The sequence below is a fragment of the Paenibacillus sp. yr247 genome (assembly GCF_900103825.1).
In the GTDB taxonomy this organism is placed as follows: Bacteria; Bacillota; Bacilli; order Paenibacillales; family NBRC-103111; genus Paenibacillus_E.
The window spans coordinates 1-20834 of the sequence record NZ_FNIF01000004.1; the positions used below are offsets into that span (position 1 = coordinate 1).

Genomic DNA, 20834 nt, shown 5'->3' on the forward strand with positions numbered 1-20834 from the left:
GTTATTGCGCAATGTCGCGATGTCAATGGACGAAGTACCAAAAGCCATTTGCGGCTGGTGATCGATCATGAGCAGCGTGTGGTTCGTCGGTGTTAACAATCTTGGAGATGGAACAGCTTTTGCATGAATCGCAGTTGTATCTTGGCTAGTTGCAGCAGGTGTATCCGCTTTTGCAACCATCATAGATCCGAATGCGCTTGTCGATACGACAGCAGTTAAAAGTGCGAGTGTTGTTACTGTGCGGCCTGTAAGATATTTTTTCATTGTTTTTAGCTCCTTTTGTTTTTTTGTCAGGTAATTATCTCTAATTCAAATATCTTTGTTTTAAGATAAATGACAACAGATAATATCCAAAAGAAATTTCTGAAAACTTTTTGTGGCATCAAACGCGAACTTACTTTTTCCCGTTATAACCCTCACATCTTTACTGTTTGTATTTGATATTGTGTAAGGAATTCCGATTACATTTATTATAATACTAACTTACATTAAATTAGTCAATACTTTTTTACAAGTTAATTATTTCTATGAAATAGAGTTTAAGTACAATTTTTCACAACATCAAAAATATAATAAAATTCTCAATATTTTAAAGTGATCATTCTATTAGATCAATACTCTGAACATATTTTACAAAGGAATATGCTTCCTGCAAACTTCCTTCTCGTGGCGTAGTATTTTCGTCAAATCCAAGTTTTCTATCTTCCTTTACTTGTTTTAACAGATTCAACCAACGAGAATCTAAATTCTTTGCAGCTCAATCTAAACCATGTGCTTTAGATGTTACTTCACCAGTTTTTATTGTATATAACATTCTACATGCTGTTGTAACAATATATCTTTGTCCCCAAGCGATTGTGGGTGGCATCCAACTGTGAGTAACTTCAACAATATTGACTAGTAATTTTTTTGCTTCATCTCTCATTATTTCTTTAGGTGTCTATATACAACCATTTCGCATCCAATTTTTCTAGGGTCTTGAATTCTGAGGCAATTGGATATGAGCCTTCTAAATGATGTGTCCAGTGTCCTTGTCGGGTAGGAATTTCATCATGTAACTTTCGTAACTCCAATAAAATTATCTCCAAGAATATTTCTAGCAGATGTAACTAGATTAATAAGTAGTTCGTTAAGTTCTGAAAACCTTGTAGGACTTGGATTTATATCATTAAAAGTATTCTCTTTAGTCATAAAATTGGACGACACTCCATTTCCCTCCCCTTCTCGATCGTAGACGGGTGAGCGTTCCAAGGATCCAGCTGCGTGCATCCGAATTCCTTGCAAATGCTGATCTTCATGATTTCCCCTCTGTGAGCTTCGCGTTATTAACCTTGCTATTTACAGCCTTTTCGCGCGCTATAAGCCTTGTAATTATCAAGATGGCGCATAAGACCAAAATAATCGGGATGATAAAAATGGCAGACGAAATCCCCTTTAGAAGCACCGGCAATAAATATCCGATTAAAGAAGCACCCTGCGTCAGAAATACGTATAAACTCGACCCGAATCCCGTACGGTGGACAAACATCCTCTGTACAACTCCCATGGCCACCCCGTACAGAATTGACACGTAAAACGAATAGAAAGGCTGAACCGCATAAAAGAGCGGCAAAGGTGCGGCAGTCGCATAAAGTATATAGGCGAGAACCGCAAATACGCTTCCCAGTACAATTATCTGCTTACTCCCGTACTTGACCGCCCAATAACTGGTTATCGTCATAAACAGCAGCTCAAATACAGCTTGTGCACTCCAGAGGTACGACATTAGCTGCGGCTTCCCGAATAAATGGTTCACAACCAACGGTAAATACAAGCCGCGAATGGAATCGGCACAGGTGAGCATTAGTAGAGCGAGCAGCATCACAAGAGAGAAAGGCTCCGCTTTCCCCCTGGGCACCTCTGAATGAGTAGGGCTGACTTCCTTGTATAACAGCAAAATAACGATCAGTCCGATGTACCCCGATAAATTCCCTATAAACACACCCTGAAAACCGAAAAGCAGATAAAGATTGGCCCCGAGCAGCAGCCCAATAAAAAATCCCACGCTGAATCCGGCCCGGAGCCATACTAGGGACATTTCCAAGATCGAAGGGGCCTTTAACGCAAAATGGTTTCGCGCCATCGCAAACAGTTGACCCATGATAAGCCCCGAGGGAGCCGTAGCAATTGACATGCCGATTAACGCGCCCACGAAACCATCCGCTCGCATATAGAGGGACAGTCCGGCCAAACAAATCAAAGCCGCCAAGAGCGGCAGCTTTTTTTTATGCCTCATGCGATCGCTGACGATGCCTACTGAAATTGTGGTGATCATATTCAGCAGGAGCGAAACGGAATATACTGTAGCCACTTCCCCCTTGGTCAAGCCGAGGAGATCATGCAAATAGATGGCGTTCATGGGCGCCAGGATTCCTGTCCCTATACCGTACAGCAGCATGATGGATATGAGCTTTCCCGCGCCTCCGACAGTCAAAAAGAGTCTCACATCTGAAACAAGTCTCATCGTCGTTCGCGATTATCGTCCATTTGAAAGCCGAGAGGTACGATTTCCACATGCTCACCCCCAACGCCGTCGATCCACTCCACTACATCCAGAATTTTCATTTCCCCTGAGGTTAACGACTTATACGGGTTGTAGGAACTAACATCCCATTTCAAGTTTCCGTCACTTCGCTTTCATGAAGCTATCCTTTAGAACCGGCAATCACAATACCCTGTATAAAATATTTTTGCGCAAAAAAGAACAACAGCAGCGGAGGCAAAACAGCTACTACGGAAGCAGCCATCAACAAATTCCAAGGGGTAGCGGAGTAAGCCGCCGTAAAGTTGGACAACCCCAGGGATAGAGGGTATTTGTCACCGTTACTTAAATAAATGAGCGGACCAATCAAATCATTCCACCTGTACATAAATTCCAAGATGGCCGCCGTCGCCAGAGAAGGAATCGAAAGAGGCAAAATGATCTTCAGGTATATCGTAAAATAGCCGCCGCCGTCGATTTTCACCGCCTCGTCCAAATCTTTAGAAAACCCCATATAAAATTGGCGAAGCAGGAAAATGATGAACGCACTGCCGCCAAATGCCGGAACGACCAGCGGCAAATACGTGTCGATCCAGTCGAATTTATTGAATAACAGATACTGCGGGATCAACGTCACCTGCGGTGGAATCATCATGGTGCTTAAGACAAGCAAAAATAAAAATTTACTGCCTCGCGCACGCAATCGAGCAAATCCAAAGGCCACCAGCGAAGAAGCTAACGCAACCGCAAACATTGTTATGGCCGTATAGCTCACCGTGTTGAGGATATATCGGGCCAAGGGGACATCATGGAACACCTTTGCGTAATTGCTCCAGCGGAACGGCGATGGGATCCAGGTCATCGGCAGCTTATGAACGTCTCCAAGATCTTTCAGGGAAGTAGTCAGCATCCAAAATAATGGGAAAGCAAACAACAACAATCCCAACAGCAAAAGTACGTAAACGACCGTTTTACTAATTCCGCTAAGCTCGCCGTGAGTGATTCTGCGATTTCTCAACATGCCATTCCCTCCTACTGTTTATTGTCATATTCATAATATACAAGCCGTCTGGATACCCAAAGCGACAGCATTGTCAGCAAGAAGATCACAATAAACAAAATCCAGGCTTGCGCCGATGCGTACCCCATCCGGAACTGGGCGAAAGCGGTGTTAAATAAATACAAAACGTAAAAATACGAGTTCCAGTCCGGACCGCCCTTTGTAATAACATAGGCTTGTGTGAAAACCTGAAACGAAGAGATGATGCCGATAATACCGTTAAATAAAATGACGGGTGAAATGAGCGGAATGGTAATTTTGAAAAACTTTTTAAATCTGCCTGCTCCGTCGATTGATGCCGCTTCGTACAGGTCGGACGGCAGACTCTGCAGGCTGGCCAGAAAGATCACCATTGTTCCCCCTAGCGAGGTAAGCTGCATCAGCACCATGGAAGGAATGACGGTATCGGGTTTGGTAAACCAACCTGGTCCTTTGATATGGAACCACTGGCTTAGGAGCGAATTCACAACCCCGAAATCCGGGTTCAGCAGCCAAGACCACAGAAAGGAAACGGCGACGCCTGATACGATCGAAGGAGTGTAATACAACGTCCGAAACACCGCTTGTCCTTTGATTTTGTTGTTTAAGAGCACTGCAAGCACCAGAGAACAAATGATGGTGAACGGGACCGACAATATGGCATAGTAAAAAGTCACGCTCAAAGATTTGTAAAAAAGTTTGTCTTGAAACAAAGCGGTATAATTGCCTAGTCCGACGAATTTAGGGGAGTCCACAACATTATAATCGGCGAAGCTAAGGAAAAGAGACGCTAATATAGGCCCTCCGGTGAAGAGCAAAAACCCAATGGCCCAAGGAGAGATAAAATACCAAAATGCTCGTTCCTCCCTGGCACGCTCCGGATTCCTCTTCTTTTTGATAAGTACAGCCGTTCCCCCAAGTTGAGTTCTAGCCTGATTGGTTTGGTTCATCAAATCACCTCGATTTGACAAAGTTTCCCTTGGTCCATCCCAAGGGAAACTTTGCAAAAAATATTAAGATATTGTTATTTCATGTTCAAGGATCGAAGGTTCTTGTCAATCTCCTGCAGGCCGTCGTCCACGCTCTTCTGGCCGTTCCATACGCCAGTAATCGTTTGGCCGATCGTGGTACTGATGACGGCGAACTTATCGATGAGATGGTTATCCGCTTCACGTCCGTTTTTAATGGCGCCTTCGTTTAACCCCTTAACATCCTCTACCTTCAAGCCAACTTTATCTGCAATTTGTTTGTACCACAGATCTGCAAGCGAAGTATCAGCAGGGGTAGCGGACGTTTTCTCCATGAATGTCTTGCCGCCACCTTTTGGATCGACAAGATATTTAATAAATTCCCAAGATTCCGCTGGATGCTTGCTCTTCGCGCTGATGTTCCACGGATCTACGAAAAGAGGGACTTTACGGCCGTCATGATACGGAATCGGCGCTACGCCCCATTTGAATTTAGCAGACTGGTAGCTCCAGAATCCCCAACCGCCGTTGACTACCATCGCCACTTTGCCGGTCAGGAACGGGTCTCCAATCGCGGAAACCGCGTCCAGTGTCGTTTGGTTTGGAGCCACTTTATATTTCTGAATCAGATCAACGTTAAATTGGATAGCCTCTTTATTAGCCGGATTGGAAGATGCCGTTGGATCACCCATTACAGCTGTCTTATAGGCGTCCGCCTTGAAGAAGTCCCCGCCAAATCCCCAAGACTGAAGATTAGGGCTCATGCTGTTCAGAACGCCGAACACCTGCTTATCCGCATTGCCCACATCATGAGTCAGTTTCTTAGCTGTATCCAGCATCTTGTCATAGGTCCAGGACTTATCGTCCCAGCTTGTTGGCGGATACGGTACCCCTGCCTTATCAAACAGATCCTTGTTGTAGAACATGAAGCTGCCGATTGCCAGCATAGGAATTCCAAGGATTTTCCCGTTAATATTGTAAATGTTCATGATATCTTTGTTAATTGTAGCCATTTTGTCGGCGTCTTTCTTCACGTAAGGAGTCAGGTCGAGGAGAGCGCCCATTTTGTTATAAGTTGCAAAGCCGGAGTTTGCCCAGTTGGCGGACCATACGTCGGGCACTTTGCCGCTAGAGATCATCGTCGTCAAACGCTGGTCAATTTCAGCTTGCGGAATTTGCTCCAATTTAATCGTAATATTGGAGTTTGCCTGTTGGAAACCCGAGATCATATCTTTTTCCCAGTCGATCATGTTAGGGTCGGTTCTAACTAGCCAAGTGATTTCCACTTTTTCTTTACTGCTCCCGGACTTGTCGCCACCGCCCGCTGCGGGCTGCGAATTGGAGCAACCGTATAACAGTGTGGATGTGGCTATTAGCGAAGCAAGTGTAATCAAAATCGGTTTTCCTCTTTTTTGCATTGGATGACCTCCTGATCTCCCCTAAGGATTTTCCTGAATGGAATGACTACAACTGCTGATGTTGGGCATGCCCGTCCATGACCAAGCGGTGCCTTCGATCCCCTTCCCTGCCCAATTAGTCGGCACACCAGATATGTAACCGCTTTCTTGATTTTATGACATTTTCCCTTACTTCCATATCCCACTAAATTACGATATAGTCGAAAAAATTAAACTTTGTTTGCTAAACTTTGCTTAGTTCCCGAAATTCCGAAGGAACAACACCGCAATATTTCCTAAATACATTGGAAAAGTATTTATAATCATTGTAACCAACTGTCAAGGCGATGGTCCCTACCAGCTCCGTGGTTGTTATTAGCATTTCCTTTGCTTTCTCAATTCGAATCTCGTTCAAATATTCATTGAAGGATTTTCCGGTTTCCTGTTTAAAAATGGAACTGAAATAGTTGGGCGTAACATGAATCATTTCGGCGAGCTCCCGCGATTTAAGCTCTATGTGATAGTTCTCAAGCATATAATTCTTGACTCTTTGGATAATCCAGCGGTTTTTCCCGACGCTGCCCCGTTTCAATAGCTCGGAGGTTTTAGCAAGCGTACCCCAAAACATGTGCATAAGTGAAGTAAGGGATTTGCTCCCCTGCACATTCGACGGATTTGACAATTGAGGCGCCAAATCCTTCAAGCAAGCCGTTTCCCGAAACCGACGGTGAACGAGCATAAGTATTTCCAGGCACACCTGAAAAGCATCTTCAAATGAATAATGATGCTGGCTAAAATAGGCAAATAAATGATCCACGGTCTGGCGGAGATCGTCATGGCGATGTTGAAAAAGGTATTCCAGCAGTCGTTTTTCCAGCTCTCTCGGATAAAGCTTACCCTCTGTTCTCTCGGTATGCTCCGGCGTTGGGGACACCCCCTTACGATCGGACCCTTCGGCTGTCTCTAGCCCCGCCTGCCCAGCTGATTCCTTCTTGATTTCCAAAACTAATCTCCTAATAACTTCCATGAGCTCATCGACGTCGACCGGCTTAAGCAAATAATCTCTGACGCCGAAGCGGATCGCTTTTTTTGCATAAGTAAATTCATCATATCCGCTTAAAATAATCATTTTGATTCGGTAGTCCTCACGGTGCAAAATTTCCACGAGCTCAAGTCCATTCATGGATGGCATTCTGACATCCGTTAAAATAACGTCAACCGGCGTTTTTTGTACGATAGCCAGCGCCTGCTCCCCGTTGTACGCCTCGCCGATTATTTCTACCCCGATCTCTTCCCAAGGAACCGTCAATCTGAGTCCCCTGCATATCACTGGTTCGTCATCTACGATTAATACCCTAGCTTTCATTCTCTTTACCCCTTTCCCATCCTATAGTTCATCGCTTCTTCGTTGTGAATGATAGGCAGAGTGATTCGGACGTGAGCCCCATTTCCCTCGCCACCAAAAAATTGCAGACCGCAGGTTTCCCCGAACAGCAGCGTGAGCCGCTCCTGAATGTTTCTTAGGGCAAAGCCATGCTCCGAATCCCCCGTAATAACGCTATGTGCCTGTTGTGGATTAAAACCTTCCCCATCATCCATTACATCGATAAATAAGCTCCCATCCTGGGACGTACAACGGATTTCGATAGACCCTGATTCGCGATTTTCTTTGAAACCGTGAATAATACAATTTTCCACCAATGGTTGAATAATTTTTTTGGGTACAAGGACGTTTGCTAGGTGGTCTTCCCTATCAATTTCGTAATAAAGCGGAAAGCGTACCCTTTGTTTTTGCAGTATCAAATAGTTTCTTACGTATTCCAATTCCTGTTCGAGTGTAATCCACAGCTTTCCTTTACTTAAACTAATGCGAAACAACTTGGAGAGCGCCACAATGAGCTTGCTGGTATCCTTGGCATTCTCCAACCGTGCGGTCCAATGAATCGTATCCAACGTGTTGTAGAGAAAGTGCGGGTCGATCTGATTTTGCAATGCTTTTAGTTCAGACTCCTTATGCTGAATCTCAAGCTTGTACTTCGTTTCTATCAAACGTTGAATCGTCCGCAGCATTTTATTGAAACGAAGACCGAGTCTTCCGATTTCATCATTACTTTTGACCTTGAACTTGGGTTCAAAATCGCCTTGTTCGACCTGAATGGTAATGCGGGTCAATTCGATAATCGGTCGAATAATCACCCAATAAAATCCTATTAAAGCCATGATTCCCAAAGTAATGGAAAACAGAGTCATCCCTTTAATCGAAGTTCGAATTGCATCTAAATTTTTGATAATTTCAAACTCGTCGACCTTGGCGACAAGATACCAATTCGTATGATCGATCTTTCGGGCAACAACGAGATAACCGCCCGATTTGTTCGAATAAGAGAACAGATTCTTTCCCTCATTCATTTGCTTGACCAGCACAGGATCCGGATACGTTTTGCCGATGTAAAATTTATTTTCATAGGACAAAATTTCTCCGGCGCTGTCAACAATAGAGACCGATCCTGTCAATGGCGAAAAGCCTTTCGTGCTAATCAGCGAATAAATATAGGACTCACTCAAACGGATTCGCACCAAACCGATGGTTTTATTTAAATCGTTTATGTCATGGATCTGCCGGATCAAAGAGATGACATATTTTTGTTCCCCTGTCCACGTGCTTCTTACGGGATAAGCGCCGCTCCACACATATCCGCCCTGCGCCTCTTCCGCTGCATGGACCCACTTGCTTTCATCTACCGTCACCGGGTCGCCTATTGTAAGTAACACGCCATCTAGGCCCTGAAGTTGGATGGAATCCAAATATCTCTTATTTATAATTTGAAATGCGCTAAATGCATGAATACTGTCCTGCAGGTTGCTGAACTCCTTTTCTTCTTGATCCTTCCCTCCATACAAGTATTTTCGGAACTGATTGTCATAAATCATGTACGAAGAGACATCCTCTACGTTTTCCATGATGGAAGTTACATTCTGGGCGAGCGTATCCAAAACACGTACAGTGGAATCCACGGCTTGCCGCCTTAACATTTGATCCGTTTGAAATAAAACGATAGCCCCCAGTACAAGACTGGGAATGGAGACAAGTATCATAAAGATGAGGAAGGATTTCCATTTAAGGCTTAGATTTTTGAATCGAATGATGGTCCATTTCATGGTGCCTCTTCCTTTTTTGCGACATTTGGATTATTGACGCTTTTTATGCTGTCGAACTGCCCCTTTCGTATTTCATCCATCTTGGATTGTAACGCTTGAGCGACTTGTTCGGGTCCGAAGCCTTTTCGCGTCGTCATATCTTGGAGGAGCTTATTCATAGTATCTATTAAGTCGCTTGGAAGCACTGCATCGTAAACGGGAGCAATTCCCCTGCTTGTGAGTTCGAACATTTCTTTAAACACCGGATCCACATATCTGGGTACGGGTATATTAGCGGGCACAAGCATTTGGCTCTGCAACAGCTTCTTATAGGTAATTTCGTTATTTATGTATTGAATGAATTGTAGAGCGGCTGCTTTCTTGGCAGGAGACAGATCAGCATTTATGGCAATTCCTTGGCCGGTCACCCCGGATAAGCTCGTTGTGCTTCCATTGCCGCCGCTAACGGCAGGAAACGCCGCCAAGCCTAATTGTCCTTGAAACTGTAGCGAGATTTTGGGCAGGGCCCAAGATCCGTCAATTACCATCGCGGACTTCCCCTCGATGAACAGATCGTCCTGCTGGTTATTGTCCAAACTATTCATGTTTTCATTAAAAGCTCCCATTTTATTCAATTCCTCGATTACGCGTAAAGCGCTTACAAATTCCGGATCGGTAAACCTTCTCTCCCCGCGGATTGCCTCCGACAGGAACTCGTCTCCGGTATAGCGGCTCCCGATCGTCGATAAATAACAGGATTGCAGCACCCATTTGGCTTTATTGCCCAAAGCGATCGGAATCTTCCCATCATTGCGGAGCAAGGTCAGAAGCTGCTTCATTTCCCCGTAAGTTTCAGGAAAATGCGTATATCCTTTGTTCATAAGCAAAGCCTTGTCATAATAAATAATGCTAGTAAAGCTAACAACCGTCGGGATCGCATATTGCTTTCCGCCGACCGCGTAATCCATCAGTTTGTTGGCCGGAATCAATTTGTCCTTATAATTGCCTACAATCTCATCTATGGGCGAAAGCGACCGCCCTGCCACAAGCGGACGCATTTCCGCTCCTGGCCATACCACCAGGAGATCGGGAAGTTCCCTCCCGGCCGCGGCGGCTTTTACTTTGATTTTATATTCATCATGAGGAATGGCATCCATATGGAGTTTGATCTCCGGATGCACTTTTTCGAAACTTTTCATTCTTTCAAAGATAATCTCCTGCCAAGGTTCATTATGAACCCATGTATTCCAAAACTCCAATTCGACTTGAGGCCCTCGCTCTTCTTCCAGTGTGCCGACGGATGACCGTTCCTTTTCAACGGTCGTATGGATGAACAAGAAGAACACAGATAAGAGGGAAAGAGGAACGAAGATGAGAAAAACCCGTATAAACCATCTGCCAAGCAACATGTTCCCACCTAATCTCCGTGAATTATACTGCGAATTTCTTCACGATTCCTAAGCATTCATCTAGATAATCGTATGGATTGAATCTACTGATGTGTAGAAAAATAATTATCCATTATTATCCAAAACCCTTCTTGCGGTTTTCTGTCCGTTACCTGAATGAACAAAAAGAGGAGCTGCCGTGAGGTAAGCTCCTTCACTATCGTTCTTCGTTAGATTCCTGTAGATGAATTATTATCTTCTAACCATCTCGTTGTTGGCTTAGAAATCGCTCAAGAGATTCAATGTAGCTAGTAGTTTCGAATTAAGAGATTACCCTTTCTATATCACATCGCCGGGATTTCTGAAGGCACCTTCAAGTGTCTAACATCGATCCCTTTTTCATCGCGTGCTTTTAAGTCTTTTAAAAACTCAAGGAAGCCATAACGAGGTTTCCAACCAATTGTCTTTTCAGCCTCAGAAAGGTCATGTTGTTCCACTTTCTCAGGCAATTCAATCTCGTATTTCTTTAGCAAATGTATTGCCCCAGGAACCTGTGTCTCACACCACTCTGGACCATATTTGTTGAAGTCTTGGATTACTTCTATAGGCATACCGTGATTCGTATGAACAATTGTTCGAAAAAGCCCCACTTTCTTCTCCAGAACTGCCTTGACAGAAGCAACTGTAGCAGTAGCAACGTCCCTTCTATCCACTCCATTCCGAAGCAACCGTGCCCCGAACTCTAAGTAAGGGCGAGGTATGAACTCGTGGTAACGAAGCATGGCTATCGATGCACCAGTCATTTCATGATAAGTCTTACACAGATCTTCCCCAATAACTTTAGTAACTCCATAGACCGACCCCCATCCATATGCCATTGAAGAGGCATATACAATAGATTGAATCCCAGCTTGCCTGCATGCTTCCAGAACATGGAATGTTCCATCAACATTTACAGCAAAAATCGTTTCATCGCTTACGGGTGGATGATGTGCGCAATGCCATGCTGCTAGATGAACAACAGCATCCATTCCTTTTACAGCTAGACGTACATCACCAGGGGTTCTCGTGTCGCACCTAACGAATTCGATTTCTCGCAAATCGTCCGCATTTGGAGGCATAACGTCTGCCATCCTAACCGAAAAACCTGCTTGAATTAATGCTCTGCAGACTGCTTGACCACCATTGCCGGCAGCACCGGTAACAAGAACTTTCATGAATTAACACCACCAAACTTATTATTTATGTTATCTATTCGTCAACCTCAAATGATACACCTCCAAGTGTATAAAAAATTAATCAATTGCAGACCCTTCATACCTTTGAATTTATTTTACTTTTAACATGAATGGGGATAATAGAAACACGTCGAAGACCATAAACTGCCGTCCCATTTACAGGACTTGTACCGTTAGTTGAAAATAAAAACAGCGATGGACGCGTTCCATCGCTGTTTCTACTCTTTTCTTATTCCATGAAATCCACGAATTCCTTTTTTATTTTCGAACACTGATAGCGACAAGTCGAGCATGCTGCTTGCGAATCACGTAGAGTGAATGGAAACTGCCTCAATAGGTGCCTTCCAGCTCAATACGGTTTCTAGCATAGTTTTCAACTGCTCAGCCTTGTGAAGTTCCGGCTTGGCCTCTACCAATATGAATTCATCACGGATATACTGGATAAAATCATTTTGCAAGCGCTCAAGCTGCTCGTCAGCTAAAATATATGTATATTCTCGAACGGATTCGTAGGTATAATACCATTCCCTGTCTTCAAGGAACGTAAAGGATGAACACTGATACCACTCTTTTACAAAAGCTTTTAATGCGGTTGTAATGAGCTCATTGTTTCCCGACATCGAGTACAGTCGATCTGAAGAAATCAGGTTTCTGTAGCTGATCATATTGCCTGCAGAATGCGTATTGGGAAGCCTGTAAAACCGGATGAGATGATCCAGTATCTCGATATATGCCTCCACTCCAGCACGCTTCGGATTAAACTGGCACCTGACCGCCGCATGTGCGATGCTTTTGAGCAGGGAAAGCGCTTCTGCCACTTCTTTTTTGTCGGTATTACCTTCAAAAAACAAGCTTTGCTTGCTTGGTCGAATTTCAGCCCGGTCTATCGCATCGTGGAGCTCATCCTCGAGTTGATCTCTGCTATACGGCGCCCATTTATCAATATGATTGGCAAGTTCCGATCGCATACCAAATTCTCTGCGGATGATGCTAATGATGTTGACCCCGCCGCTGCCGTTAACAGCTTGAAATACTTCGTGCAGAAACCTTTCCAGATTTTTCGCCTTTTTAACAGCGCTCATGATCTCACCCGGAATCGTATAAACGGTCTCTGCCTCTTTTTGTTTGAGTTCAGTGATAAGCTGTGTTAGCTCTGAGAGTAGTGTATGCTGCATCGTTAGTCAACCTTCCATTCATCTCGCTGCTCACAACCGGCAACCCTTGTTTTATTGAACGAAGGAATTGTTTCTTAGCCAAGACCCGCCTTCATCAGTGCTTCGGTAACACATGGTTGCAGCTTGTAGTGCCCCCCTTGCTGCTTCCTCTAGTGTGGTATAACGGTTTTCCATTGCAACTAAAGGACCGGCATTGTCTGCGCCTCTGTAATAGTGACTGAGTTCATAAAAGTAATTGCCCTCTCGATTCTTAAGGATGTGAATTCCAATATAGATGCCTTCGATTCTAGCTTTTAAACATTGGACGACCTCGTGAACAGATTCAATATCCGTATGAACATTCTCGAGCTCGGATAAATTTAACATGCTTAATCCTCCACGTCATCTTATTAATTATTTCACTTTTTATTTTTTACTTAAAAAATCAAGATGAATCTCACGGTCGCGAACAACCTTATCTTCCGATCCTATAGGATCAAAGTTGTTCATTCGACTTAAGAAGTGGGCTCACCAAAAATAATCCGACGAAAAAACAGCAGAAAAATACTAGCTACTCCCTTTATTTTCTTGTTTATCGCCATTTGTTACTATAACCAAAAACCGTAAAGCATATGTAAGGAATTGGAGTATTTTGAGAATTGCATTGCTCAGCGCAAACTGCCAACGTGTAATATTGGTGAGGTTATTCACTAAAAAATTGACGCAATTCCTCTGCTACATATTCCGGCTTACCATTGTTTTCTGCTGCTAAATGACCGACTCTTGGAAATTCAATACGCTTTGCATGAGGTAAGGCTGAACTTAATTCATCAAGCGCAGATTTTAAAAAGGCTTGGCTTTTGCTTCCGCCAAGCAAAAGTACCTTGGCTTCTAAAGCCATGATATTCTGAAGTTTTCCTTCCATTTCATTTACGAGTTGAGTATCGTATTTCATAGTGGGGATGAGTACCTTCAGCGGTACATTATCGGTTTTAGCCTCTTTTCCTTCAGTCTTGATTGCAAATGTCATCAGCGGCACCAATATATAACGCGGTAATTTACTAAATAGTGAAGAATCCCCTGTCCCTTTCAATATGCTAACAAATGCCGAACCCAACTTGCCTTGTGCTAACTCCCGATTAAATCGCGGCACCCAGTTGGTTAACGATGAGGAATTACTCATAACTGGAATGGGCGGTTCATAGAGAGCAACTTTCCGAATTATTGATGTTTCGAGTGCCGCCTGCAGAGAGACAATAGCTCCTGAGCTAAGCCCAAAGATATTCTGTGTACCCGTCTTTTTAATAAGTGCCTGCATATCCTCACATTCTCTGGTTAAGCAGTAATTATCTCCATGAGGTCCACTTAAACCTCTACCACGACGATCAGGCACATACACGGTAAACTCATTTGATAGTGCCGTGGCAAGCTTCATAAAGTTTTGCGAAGCCATTATACCACCATGTACGAGTATAAGACTAGGTCCTTGCCCGAGTTGTCTATAACCAATGATAGTGCCGTCTTTTGAAGTTACAAAGTCAGTTATGTATGACTGTAAGTTCATGGCTTTCGCACCTTCCTTATAAGTTAGCACAATTGATATATATTTACGTTATATCTTCTTTAAGGTAAATAGCCTTTCTAACGTATCTGAAAGTAATCATCCTTTACTGGCTTCTTCGTTGCTAATATCACTTAAAGTAATTGCAATAGAATTTCTTGAATTATTACTCTCGGTGCTTTTTAAATATTCTATGCGTAGGGGAATGGCTTCTTTAAGTTTACTTCGCCCTATCTCCTCTAACATACTTTCAACTATATCCATCTTATTACGTTTTGCTGCCGGTTACTACAGTGAAAACTCAGAAAGAAGCCTATTAATGTAACTCGCTGGCATAATGAAAACCATCCTCAATTTTCTGATGATGGTTGTTTGTCAATTGAACTTTTCTTTTCTTTTATGCCTTTCATTATTTGAAATAAGCTGCTGTTTGATCGTACGAAAATTGAATTGAATCAAGTGATGAATTACAATAAAACTTGTGTGTGGAGCGATGATATGTGCGAAAGTAAATACCACTGTCCTCTGTATTCAAAAATCATATTAAACTTGGAAAATGGGGACTGCCACTATATGTCGAAGCATTCTTTGCTTAAAATCTTTTGTATAACTTTTGTTTTGTTGATCTTCATTTATTCAGTTTTATATGATCGGTATAAAGGTACGGGTGGATACCACTATAGCAATCGTGTTGCCGTGCTTGAATATCACAATATTGGTCCAAATGCATCCGATTATACAATTACACCCGAGACATTTAAAAGCCATCTAGAGGCACTTAAGGCGAATCATTACCATGTAATTTCCATGAAAGAATTTGTTGATTTTCTTAATGGTAAAAGCACAGTGCCTCCGGACGCAGTGGTAATTACTTTTGATGATGGATATGAATCTTTCTACAAATACGCTTATCCAACCTTAAATGAGCAGAAAATGTCTGCTACCAATTTCATTATCGTCAGTTATTTAGGTACGAATCCCGGAACTCCTTTTTTGAACTGGGACGAAATTATAAGAATGAAGGCTGACGGTTTCAATTTTTATTCCCACACTTTCAAATCTCATGACTTTTCAGCAGATCAAAATGGAAACCCTGTTTCCCCATTAACGAATCCAATTTATTTAGATGAGAAAAAAAGGATGGAAACCGACGATGAGTACAAACAACGGGTAAAATCCGATCTTGCGGAGGCAGAAAAAATCATACAAGAAAAGCTTGGAATTCAAGACAAGCTGTTTTGTTTCCCTCATGGAAGATATAATAAAGCTCTGATTGATATAGGCGACCAGTTGGGCTATAAATACTATTTTACTGGCTTGGATGGATTAAACACACCCGGAACAAAGTTAATAAAACGTATAAATGCTGGTTCAGCGAAAATGAAAGCTTCTAGTCTGCTCCGGATACTTAATGGGGAGACAAGTGTTACTGGAAACTTGAGAATTCTTTTGAAAAATATTGTTGTCACGCAGCGGATGTCAGATTAAGCATGGAAAATAAAGTATCAGACTGACAGGTGACTACCTAAATAAAAAAATTGGCAGTCTAAACCATAAAATAAAGTTTTGGACTGCCGCGGGCATTAGCAGCCGCTTGGTACTGGGTTTTTCATGTACTTAAATGGACGTTCATCTATACCGTAGTAGAAATAATTCTTGATGCCATGTGCGCTTGGGGGGAGCATCATATGCAACAAACAGATATAGCTCCAAAAGCAACCTAATTAGGTTAAATGCCGAATAGATTAGTGTAACTAACACAGGAGGTGTTTGCTTTGAAGATCATGATATCAGCTTCGGAAGCCATGGAAAAAGGGATATGGAAGGAGATACTTCGTCTCTTCGGCCGAGATAAAGACGAGGAAATTTGGCCTCAAGAGGAATTTATATTAACGGAGGAGCAGGCGCTTAAACTGAATCTTATAAAAAAATAGCGAGCTTATCCATGTAGAAGAAGACCATCCGCCTGAAGATGGTCTTCTTCTTGTGTTCCTGATCTTTTAGACTTTGATTAACTCCATCATAGCCTCTGATCTGACGAGGGTCAGAATATATTTGTTATCAGTCCAACCCACTTAAACGTGATTGAGGCTTTATCTGTCACTTTTTCAAAACTAAATTAGAAACATCGCTAATTTGTTGCATATCTGCATTCGTAAGCATGAATTGCATCGCCTTCACATTCTCTTCAGCATGATGCACTTTGGAGGCTCCAGGAATTGCGAATACCGTCTCGCCATTGGCATGGATGAGCCAATTTAGCGCAATTTGGGTAGGAGAAACATCATATTTCGCAGCCATTTCATCCAGTTTCTCAATAAGCGGCTTCGACTTTTGAAGTCCGGACTCACGGAAAGCAGAAGCCCATTTGCGTGGTCCTTTAATCGCTTTTACGAGTGCCGGATTTTTATGAAACTTCCCACTCAAAATCCCTTGTTCCAGCGGTGAGTAAGCAATAACGGCAATGCCCAGTTTCTTTGCTGTATCTAGAATACCATTGTGCTCAATGCGACGATCGAGCAGACTATATTTCACTTGGTTGGAGATTAAGCGAAGCCCCTGTTCCCGCAGGACACGGTCAGCTTCTAGCATTTTATCCGCTGAAAAGTTGCTGACCCCAACGTGCTTAATCTTGCCCAGCTTCACAAGCTCAGCCATCGCTGTCATTTCGCTGCGAACGGATGAAAATGAAAAAGGCTGATGAACCTGATGCAGTTGAATCGTCCGATTCTCAAGCAGGCGAATACGTTCATCAATGGTACTCGTGATGCTGCTCGCTGTGCGAAGCAAAGGCCACCACTTCGTTGCGATGTGTGCTCCTTCCGCTAGAGTTCCTGCTTCACGAAGCGCTTCCGCCAGCATTTGCTCGGATAGCCCTTTTCCGTACACCTCGGCTGTATCAAACCAGTTAATGCCGCCTTTGAGACTGGTATGGACGATACTGCACACGTCCTCCTTCTTCAATACCGGCCAGAACTTGCCGACCATGCCTTGCCCGTTGCTGAACTGCCAACAGCCTAGCCCCAGTGGCGAAAGCTCCAACTCTGAGCTGCCCAACTTGCGAAGAATTGATTTCCCCACCATGATATTCACCATTCCCTTGCTATGATCAGATTCTCTTATTGATTATACACAATATCGCTCGGCTTCAGTTGATCCTTACTTGCAAGATCATAAATGGATAAATGAGAATGACATCTTGTTTTCTTCATTTAAGCTGCTTCCAATTAGCTTTAACACCACGGTTTGCCACTGTATACTAAACATTTCAAACGGCACGTAATCATACGTTTTCCATTCCCCGCTTGATTTCATTCCACCCATCGTCGGCCAAAGAGGAGAAAAAAGCAGAAGCTCACACGCCAGTGAAACCCAAACTCCCAATTACGAATCGGGCCTTCGGGTAAAAAACACTTCACTCATATTCAGAAGCCAAGTACACTGCCGAATGAAGTAAAGGATACTAAACTAAATAAGGTCGTGATTCCCACGATGCTCAAACATTTCAAATTATCGTTTCCCGTTAACCAATTTCAAAATGAATCTAAACAGTGTTGTAGCTATCCCCTTGTTTTTCATGAGATGAAACGGATAACCACCCAATATTGTAGCATGGAATCAAAAAGGAGCCGCTTCAAAGCAGCTCCTCCCTCTATTGTTCTCTGTTAACAAAATATTGGGCATAAGCAACGATGGTCAAACGTTGATCAACGACTCCTTGATCAATTGTTCATTCCATAAAACAAATAAAGTTCTAGATTGCCAGGTTTGTTAAACTATAGTTTTCTTTAGGGCACAATCACGCTAGTATCTCATACAATCCAATACATACAAGTAGAATGCCTCCCAGACGATTTGACCATTTGCCAAGCCATGTCCTGGCAATCTGCTGACCTGCTCGAACGCCAATATCAATTGTAATCAGTGAAAATACACCGATGGATATCGATGCTAGCAATGGAGATACTCCAGTTACTCCAGCTCCAAATCCACCTGCAACACAATTTAAGGCAAGTGCAATACCGAGAGTGAATGATTCCTTCCACGAAAGTATACCGTTCCCATCTCTGTCAGCTTTATTAGGACTACGAAGTAAAGATGTGATTTCGTTTACACAGTTTTCATGTACTTGTGGACTAATCTTTAGATCAGATTTAATTGTCCAAAGCCCTATTATCATAATCAGGGCACCGCCACTCCAGTTTGCTAAATTACTTGGAATGTAATGGGAAAAAATACTGCCCAACGTGGTAGACATATAAGCCGCAACCATGGAGAGAACGGAGATAATTAGATTTGAGAAAAAAGGAACCCTTGTAGAACGAGCACCAAAAGAGACGCCAATCCCTAAATTATCCAAATTCGCAGCAAGACCTATTCCTAATATGGAAAGCCAATGCATAACTATACCACCTCACTTAGTCGATGATAAGATATGCGTACTGAGCCCAAATGTTTCGATCTAAATTCACTGAGTACCCGTAGAACCGCCCGGAGTTATACTCGGAGAACTGAATATCGGATCGTAATCATTATAATTTCCAGACCACTAATGAAATACTGAAAAGACGTGCTGCCTAAGCAGCACGTCTTTCCTTAATGAAATCAATTAATAATGATGATGGAAGTTACGAGGCTATTATTCCCATTAAGTTGAATGAGATGACCTACGAGGAACAAAGACAGGTTCCCATTTAGTGTTACGCTTGGTGATACATTATAATATGTCGTTTGTTCGATACTGTTGATTGTTTGAGTGATAGAAATTGTTGCTATTCCACCTTGGGCATTGAGTGTGGTGCTATTCAACTTTCCTACCAGCGCAAACGGTTGACCTGCGTCAATCATTTTGGTTACTACAATGTAGATAGCTTTATTATCCGAGGTGTTAATCGTCACTTCGTCACCGACTTTCAGATCGGCAGCATTAGCTCTTACGCCATTGCGATAAATAATAACATTCGGATCCAGTGGGTAATCGGTTGCCATTCCAGAACTCGCTACCTTCAGCACATTATTGCTAACTGTCGTAATGATCGTTCCACTGCTTGTAATAGGTAATACGGGACTGGTTACTTCGATGTAAATGACTCTATTATCGAAGGTTCGAATGTTGACGATATCACCGATTTTCAGATCAGACGCATTAGCCCTCACGCCATTACGATAGATGATGACATCCGGATGAAGTAAAAGTGATGTAGTAGTTCCGGCATTTGTAAGAGTCAATGTATTATTCGTTACAACTGCATTGACTGTACCGGTGCTAGTAAGAGGGATGGACTGCACAGATCTGGTCACTTCGATAAATACGATCTGATTATTAAATGTACTTACTCTCACTTCATCACCGGGTAAAAGCGCTGAGGCGTTCACTTTGGCCCCATTCCGGTAAATGAATACGTCTGGATGCAAAATATAAGCCGACGTTACACCTGAGCTTGTGATGCTCAGTATATTGTTGCTAACAGGCGTGCTAACTGTTCCCGTGATTGTGCTATTACCTTGATTTGGCAATTGTCCGCCGGTACGGTCCAGTAAAGCGGCAAGTTGAGCCCTCGTTACAGGCTGATTGGGTCTAAAGGTATTGTCTTCAAAGCCATCAACCAATCCTTTCTCAATTGCGACAGCTACATAACCCACAGATCCAGCAGGTATTTGTTTCGCATCTTTAAAAGGCAATGTCGTGTTCATTTTCGCCTTCGCTTGCGCATCCAGCTTCAATGCTTTGACCAAAAGTGTCGTCGCCCATAGCCGGTCCCCGTCCTTTTGCGGCTGAACCATATCATCGGTTTCCGTGAACAAATCATTTTCCAGGGCAACAGCCACATAACCGATAGCCCATGCAGGAATTTTATTCGCATCTTTGAAGTTTAATTTGGTACTCATTTCTGCTGGAGATTCAGCTTGGGTTCGGAGTCCCATCAAACGAACGGCTGCCGTAATCGCTTCAATGCGCGAAACGGTATTTTGCGGTTTGAAGGTCCCATCCTCATAGCCTTCGAATACGCGCTTGGAAGCTAAGCTGGCAATGTAGCGCATCGCCCATTCCGCGTTTTTCAAATCGTTAAAGGTAAGATGAATATCTACTCTTATGTCGTCTCGTTTGTCGTCTCTTTTATCATGATTCTTGTTGTTACCTTGAGCGAATGCTGCCGTTCCGCTCCCCATCATCATCGCGAAAACAAGACCTGTTGCTACTGCCTTTTTCAAAAACAACATCAAGTTTCCTCTCCCTTATACATAAAATTATCTATGATGACTGTACATGATAGGAGTTCGTTTTAATGGTTATTTTTGGGAGGGTATCCTTGTATTTTCCACACAATAAAATTCAGTCGAATCCAGTAGTAACACGAGGCAAAGTTAGTCTTACTATTAACGTATTCTGAATAAGCACTTTCCATTTCTTTTCATAGCGGTTTCTAAC

The 20834-nt window shown here is 43.0% G+C and carries 19 protein-coding genes and 1 pseudogene; 2 read left to right on the plus strand and 18 right to left on the minus strand.

The window, feature by feature from the left end:
- From BLT91_RS10710 to BLT91_RS31480, 15 genes and pseudogenes are all read right to left on the minus strand, one after another.
- A pseudogene (locus tag BLT91_RS10710) lies at nt 1-264 on the minus strand (hypothetical protein); the annotation flags it as partial.
- Nucleotides 265-757: 493 nt separating this feature from the next.
- Nucleotides 758-925, minus strand: a complete 168-nt coding sequence (locus BLT91_RS10715; RefSeq protein ID WP_090820609.1) for an aminoglycoside adenylyltransferase domain-containing protein — start codon at nt 923-925, stop codon at nt 758-760.
- A 369-nt stretch (nt 926-1294) separates the two neighbouring features.
- Nucleotides 1295-2503, minus strand: coding sequence for an MFS transporter (locus BLT91_RS10720; protein WP_090820611.1), 1209 nt, complete (start codon nt 2501-2503; stop codon nt 1295-1297).
- Entirely contained in the window at nt 2500-2658 is a 159-nt protein-coding gene (locus BLT91_RS31475; protein ID WP_175532229.1) for a hypothetical protein, read from the minus strand. The genes BLT91_RS10720 and BLT91_RS31475 overlap by 4 nt, the downstream gene beginning before the upstream one ends.
- 26 nt (nt 2659-2684) lie before the next feature.
- Entirely contained in the window at nt 2685-3542 is an 858-nt protein-coding gene (locus tag BLT91_RS10725; RefSeq protein ID WP_090820613.1) for a carbohydrate ABC transporter permease, read from the minus strand.
- A gap of 11 nt (nt 3543-3553) precedes the next feature.
- The gene (locus BLT91_RS10730; RefSeq protein WP_090820616.1) at nt 3554-4510 is read right to left on the minus strand and encodes a carbohydrate ABC transporter permease; all 957 of its coding nucleotides are present in this window, start codon (nt 4508-4510) and stop codon (nt 3554-3556) included.
- Between the two features lie 74 nt (nt 4511-4584).
- Complete coding sequence (locus BLT91_RS10735) at nt 4585-5946, minus strand: ABC transporter substrate-binding protein (protein ID WP_090820618.1); 1362 nt, start codon at nt 5944-5946, stop codon at nt 4585-4587.
- A 223-nt stretch (nt 5947-6169) separates the two neighbouring features.
- Nucleotides 6170-7291 (minus strand): response regulator, encoded by a 1122-nt coding sequence (locus BLT91_RS10740; RefSeq protein ID WP_090820620.1) that lies wholly within the window; start codon nt 7289-7291, stop codon nt 6170-6172.
- Nucleotides 7292-7296: 5 nt separating this feature from the next.
- A complete protein-coding gene (locus tag BLT91_RS10745; RefSeq protein WP_090820622.1) occupies nt 7297-9084 on the minus strand; it encodes a cache domain-containing sensor histidine kinase in 1788 nt (595 codons plus the stop codon).
- On the minus strand, nt 9081-10472 hold the full coding sequence (locus BLT91_RS10750) for an extracellular solute-binding protein (protein ID WP_090820624.1): 1392 nt from the start codon (nt 10470-10472) through the stop codon (nt 9081-9083). The genes BLT91_RS10745 and BLT91_RS10750 overlap by 4 nt, the downstream gene beginning before the upstream one ends.
- Before the next feature lie 323 nt (nt 10473-10795).
- A complete protein-coding gene (locus tag BLT91_RS10755) occupies nt 10796-11668 on the minus strand; it encodes an NAD-dependent epimerase/dehydratase family protein (RefSeq protein ID WP_090820626.1) in 873 nt (290 codons plus the stop codon).
- Between the two features lie 326 nt (nt 11669-11994).
- Complete coding sequence (locus tag BLT91_RS10760) at nt 11995-12864, minus strand: hypothetical protein (protein ID WP_090820628.1); 870 nt, start codon at nt 12862-12864, stop codon at nt 11995-11997.
- Between the two features lie 51 nt (nt 12865-12915).
- Nucleotides 12916-13230: a hypothetical protein gene (locus BLT91_RS10765; RefSeq protein WP_090820630.1), complete on the minus strand. Its 315-nt coding sequence runs from the start codon at nt 13228-13230 to the stop codon at nt 12916-12918.
- 316 nt (nt 13231-13546) lie between these two features.
- Nucleotides 13547-14407, minus strand: coding sequence for an alpha/beta fold hydrolase (locus BLT91_RS10770; RefSeq protein WP_090820632.1), 861 nt, complete (start codon nt 14405-14407; stop codon nt 13547-13549).
- Nucleotides 14408-14503: 96 nt separating this feature from the next.
- Nucleotides 14504-14668 (minus strand): hypothetical protein, encoded by a 165-nt coding sequence (locus BLT91_RS31480; RefSeq protein WP_175532231.1) that lies wholly within the window; start codon nt 14666-14668, stop codon nt 14504-14506.
- Between the two features lie 309 nt (nt 14669-14977).
- Here BLT91_RS31480 and BLT91_RS10775 point away from each other — a divergent pair, with 309 nt between their 5' ends.
- Nucleotides 14978-15892 (plus strand): polysaccharide deacetylase family protein, encoded by a 915-nt coding sequence (locus BLT91_RS10775; RefSeq protein WP_175532232.1) that lies wholly within the window; start codon nt 14978-14980, stop codon nt 15890-15892.
- A gap of 287 nt (nt 15893-16179) precedes the next feature.
- Nucleotides 16180-16338 (plus strand): hypothetical protein, encoded by a 159-nt coding sequence (locus tag BLT91_RS31485; protein ID WP_175532233.1) that lies wholly within the window; start codon nt 16180-16182, stop codon nt 16336-16338.
- 166 nt (nt 16339-16504) lie between these two features.
- Here BLT91_RS31485 and BLT91_RS10780 read toward each other — a convergent pair whose 3' ends face one another.
- The 3 genes from BLT91_RS10780 to BLT91_RS10795 form a co-directional block, all read right to left on the minus strand.
- Nucleotides 16505-17488 carry an aldo/keto reductase gene (locus tag BLT91_RS10780; RefSeq protein ID WP_254776883.1) on the minus strand — a complete coding sequence of 328 codons (984 nt, stop codon included), beginning with the start codon at nt 17486-17488 and terminating at the stop codon, nt 16505-16507.
- A gap of 715 nt (nt 17489-18203) precedes the next feature.
- A complete protein-coding gene (locus tag BLT91_RS10790; protein ID WP_090820640.1) occupies nt 18204-18806 on the minus strand; it encodes a manganese efflux pump in 603 nt (200 codons plus the stop codon).
- Between the two features lie 203 nt (nt 18807-19009).
- Nucleotides 19010-20626: an S-layer homology domain-containing protein gene (locus tag BLT91_RS10795; protein ID WP_090820642.1), complete on the minus strand. Its 1617-nt coding sequence runs from the start codon at nt 20624-20626 to the stop codon at nt 19010-19012.
- Nucleotides 20627-20834 lie beyond the last annotated feature (208 nt).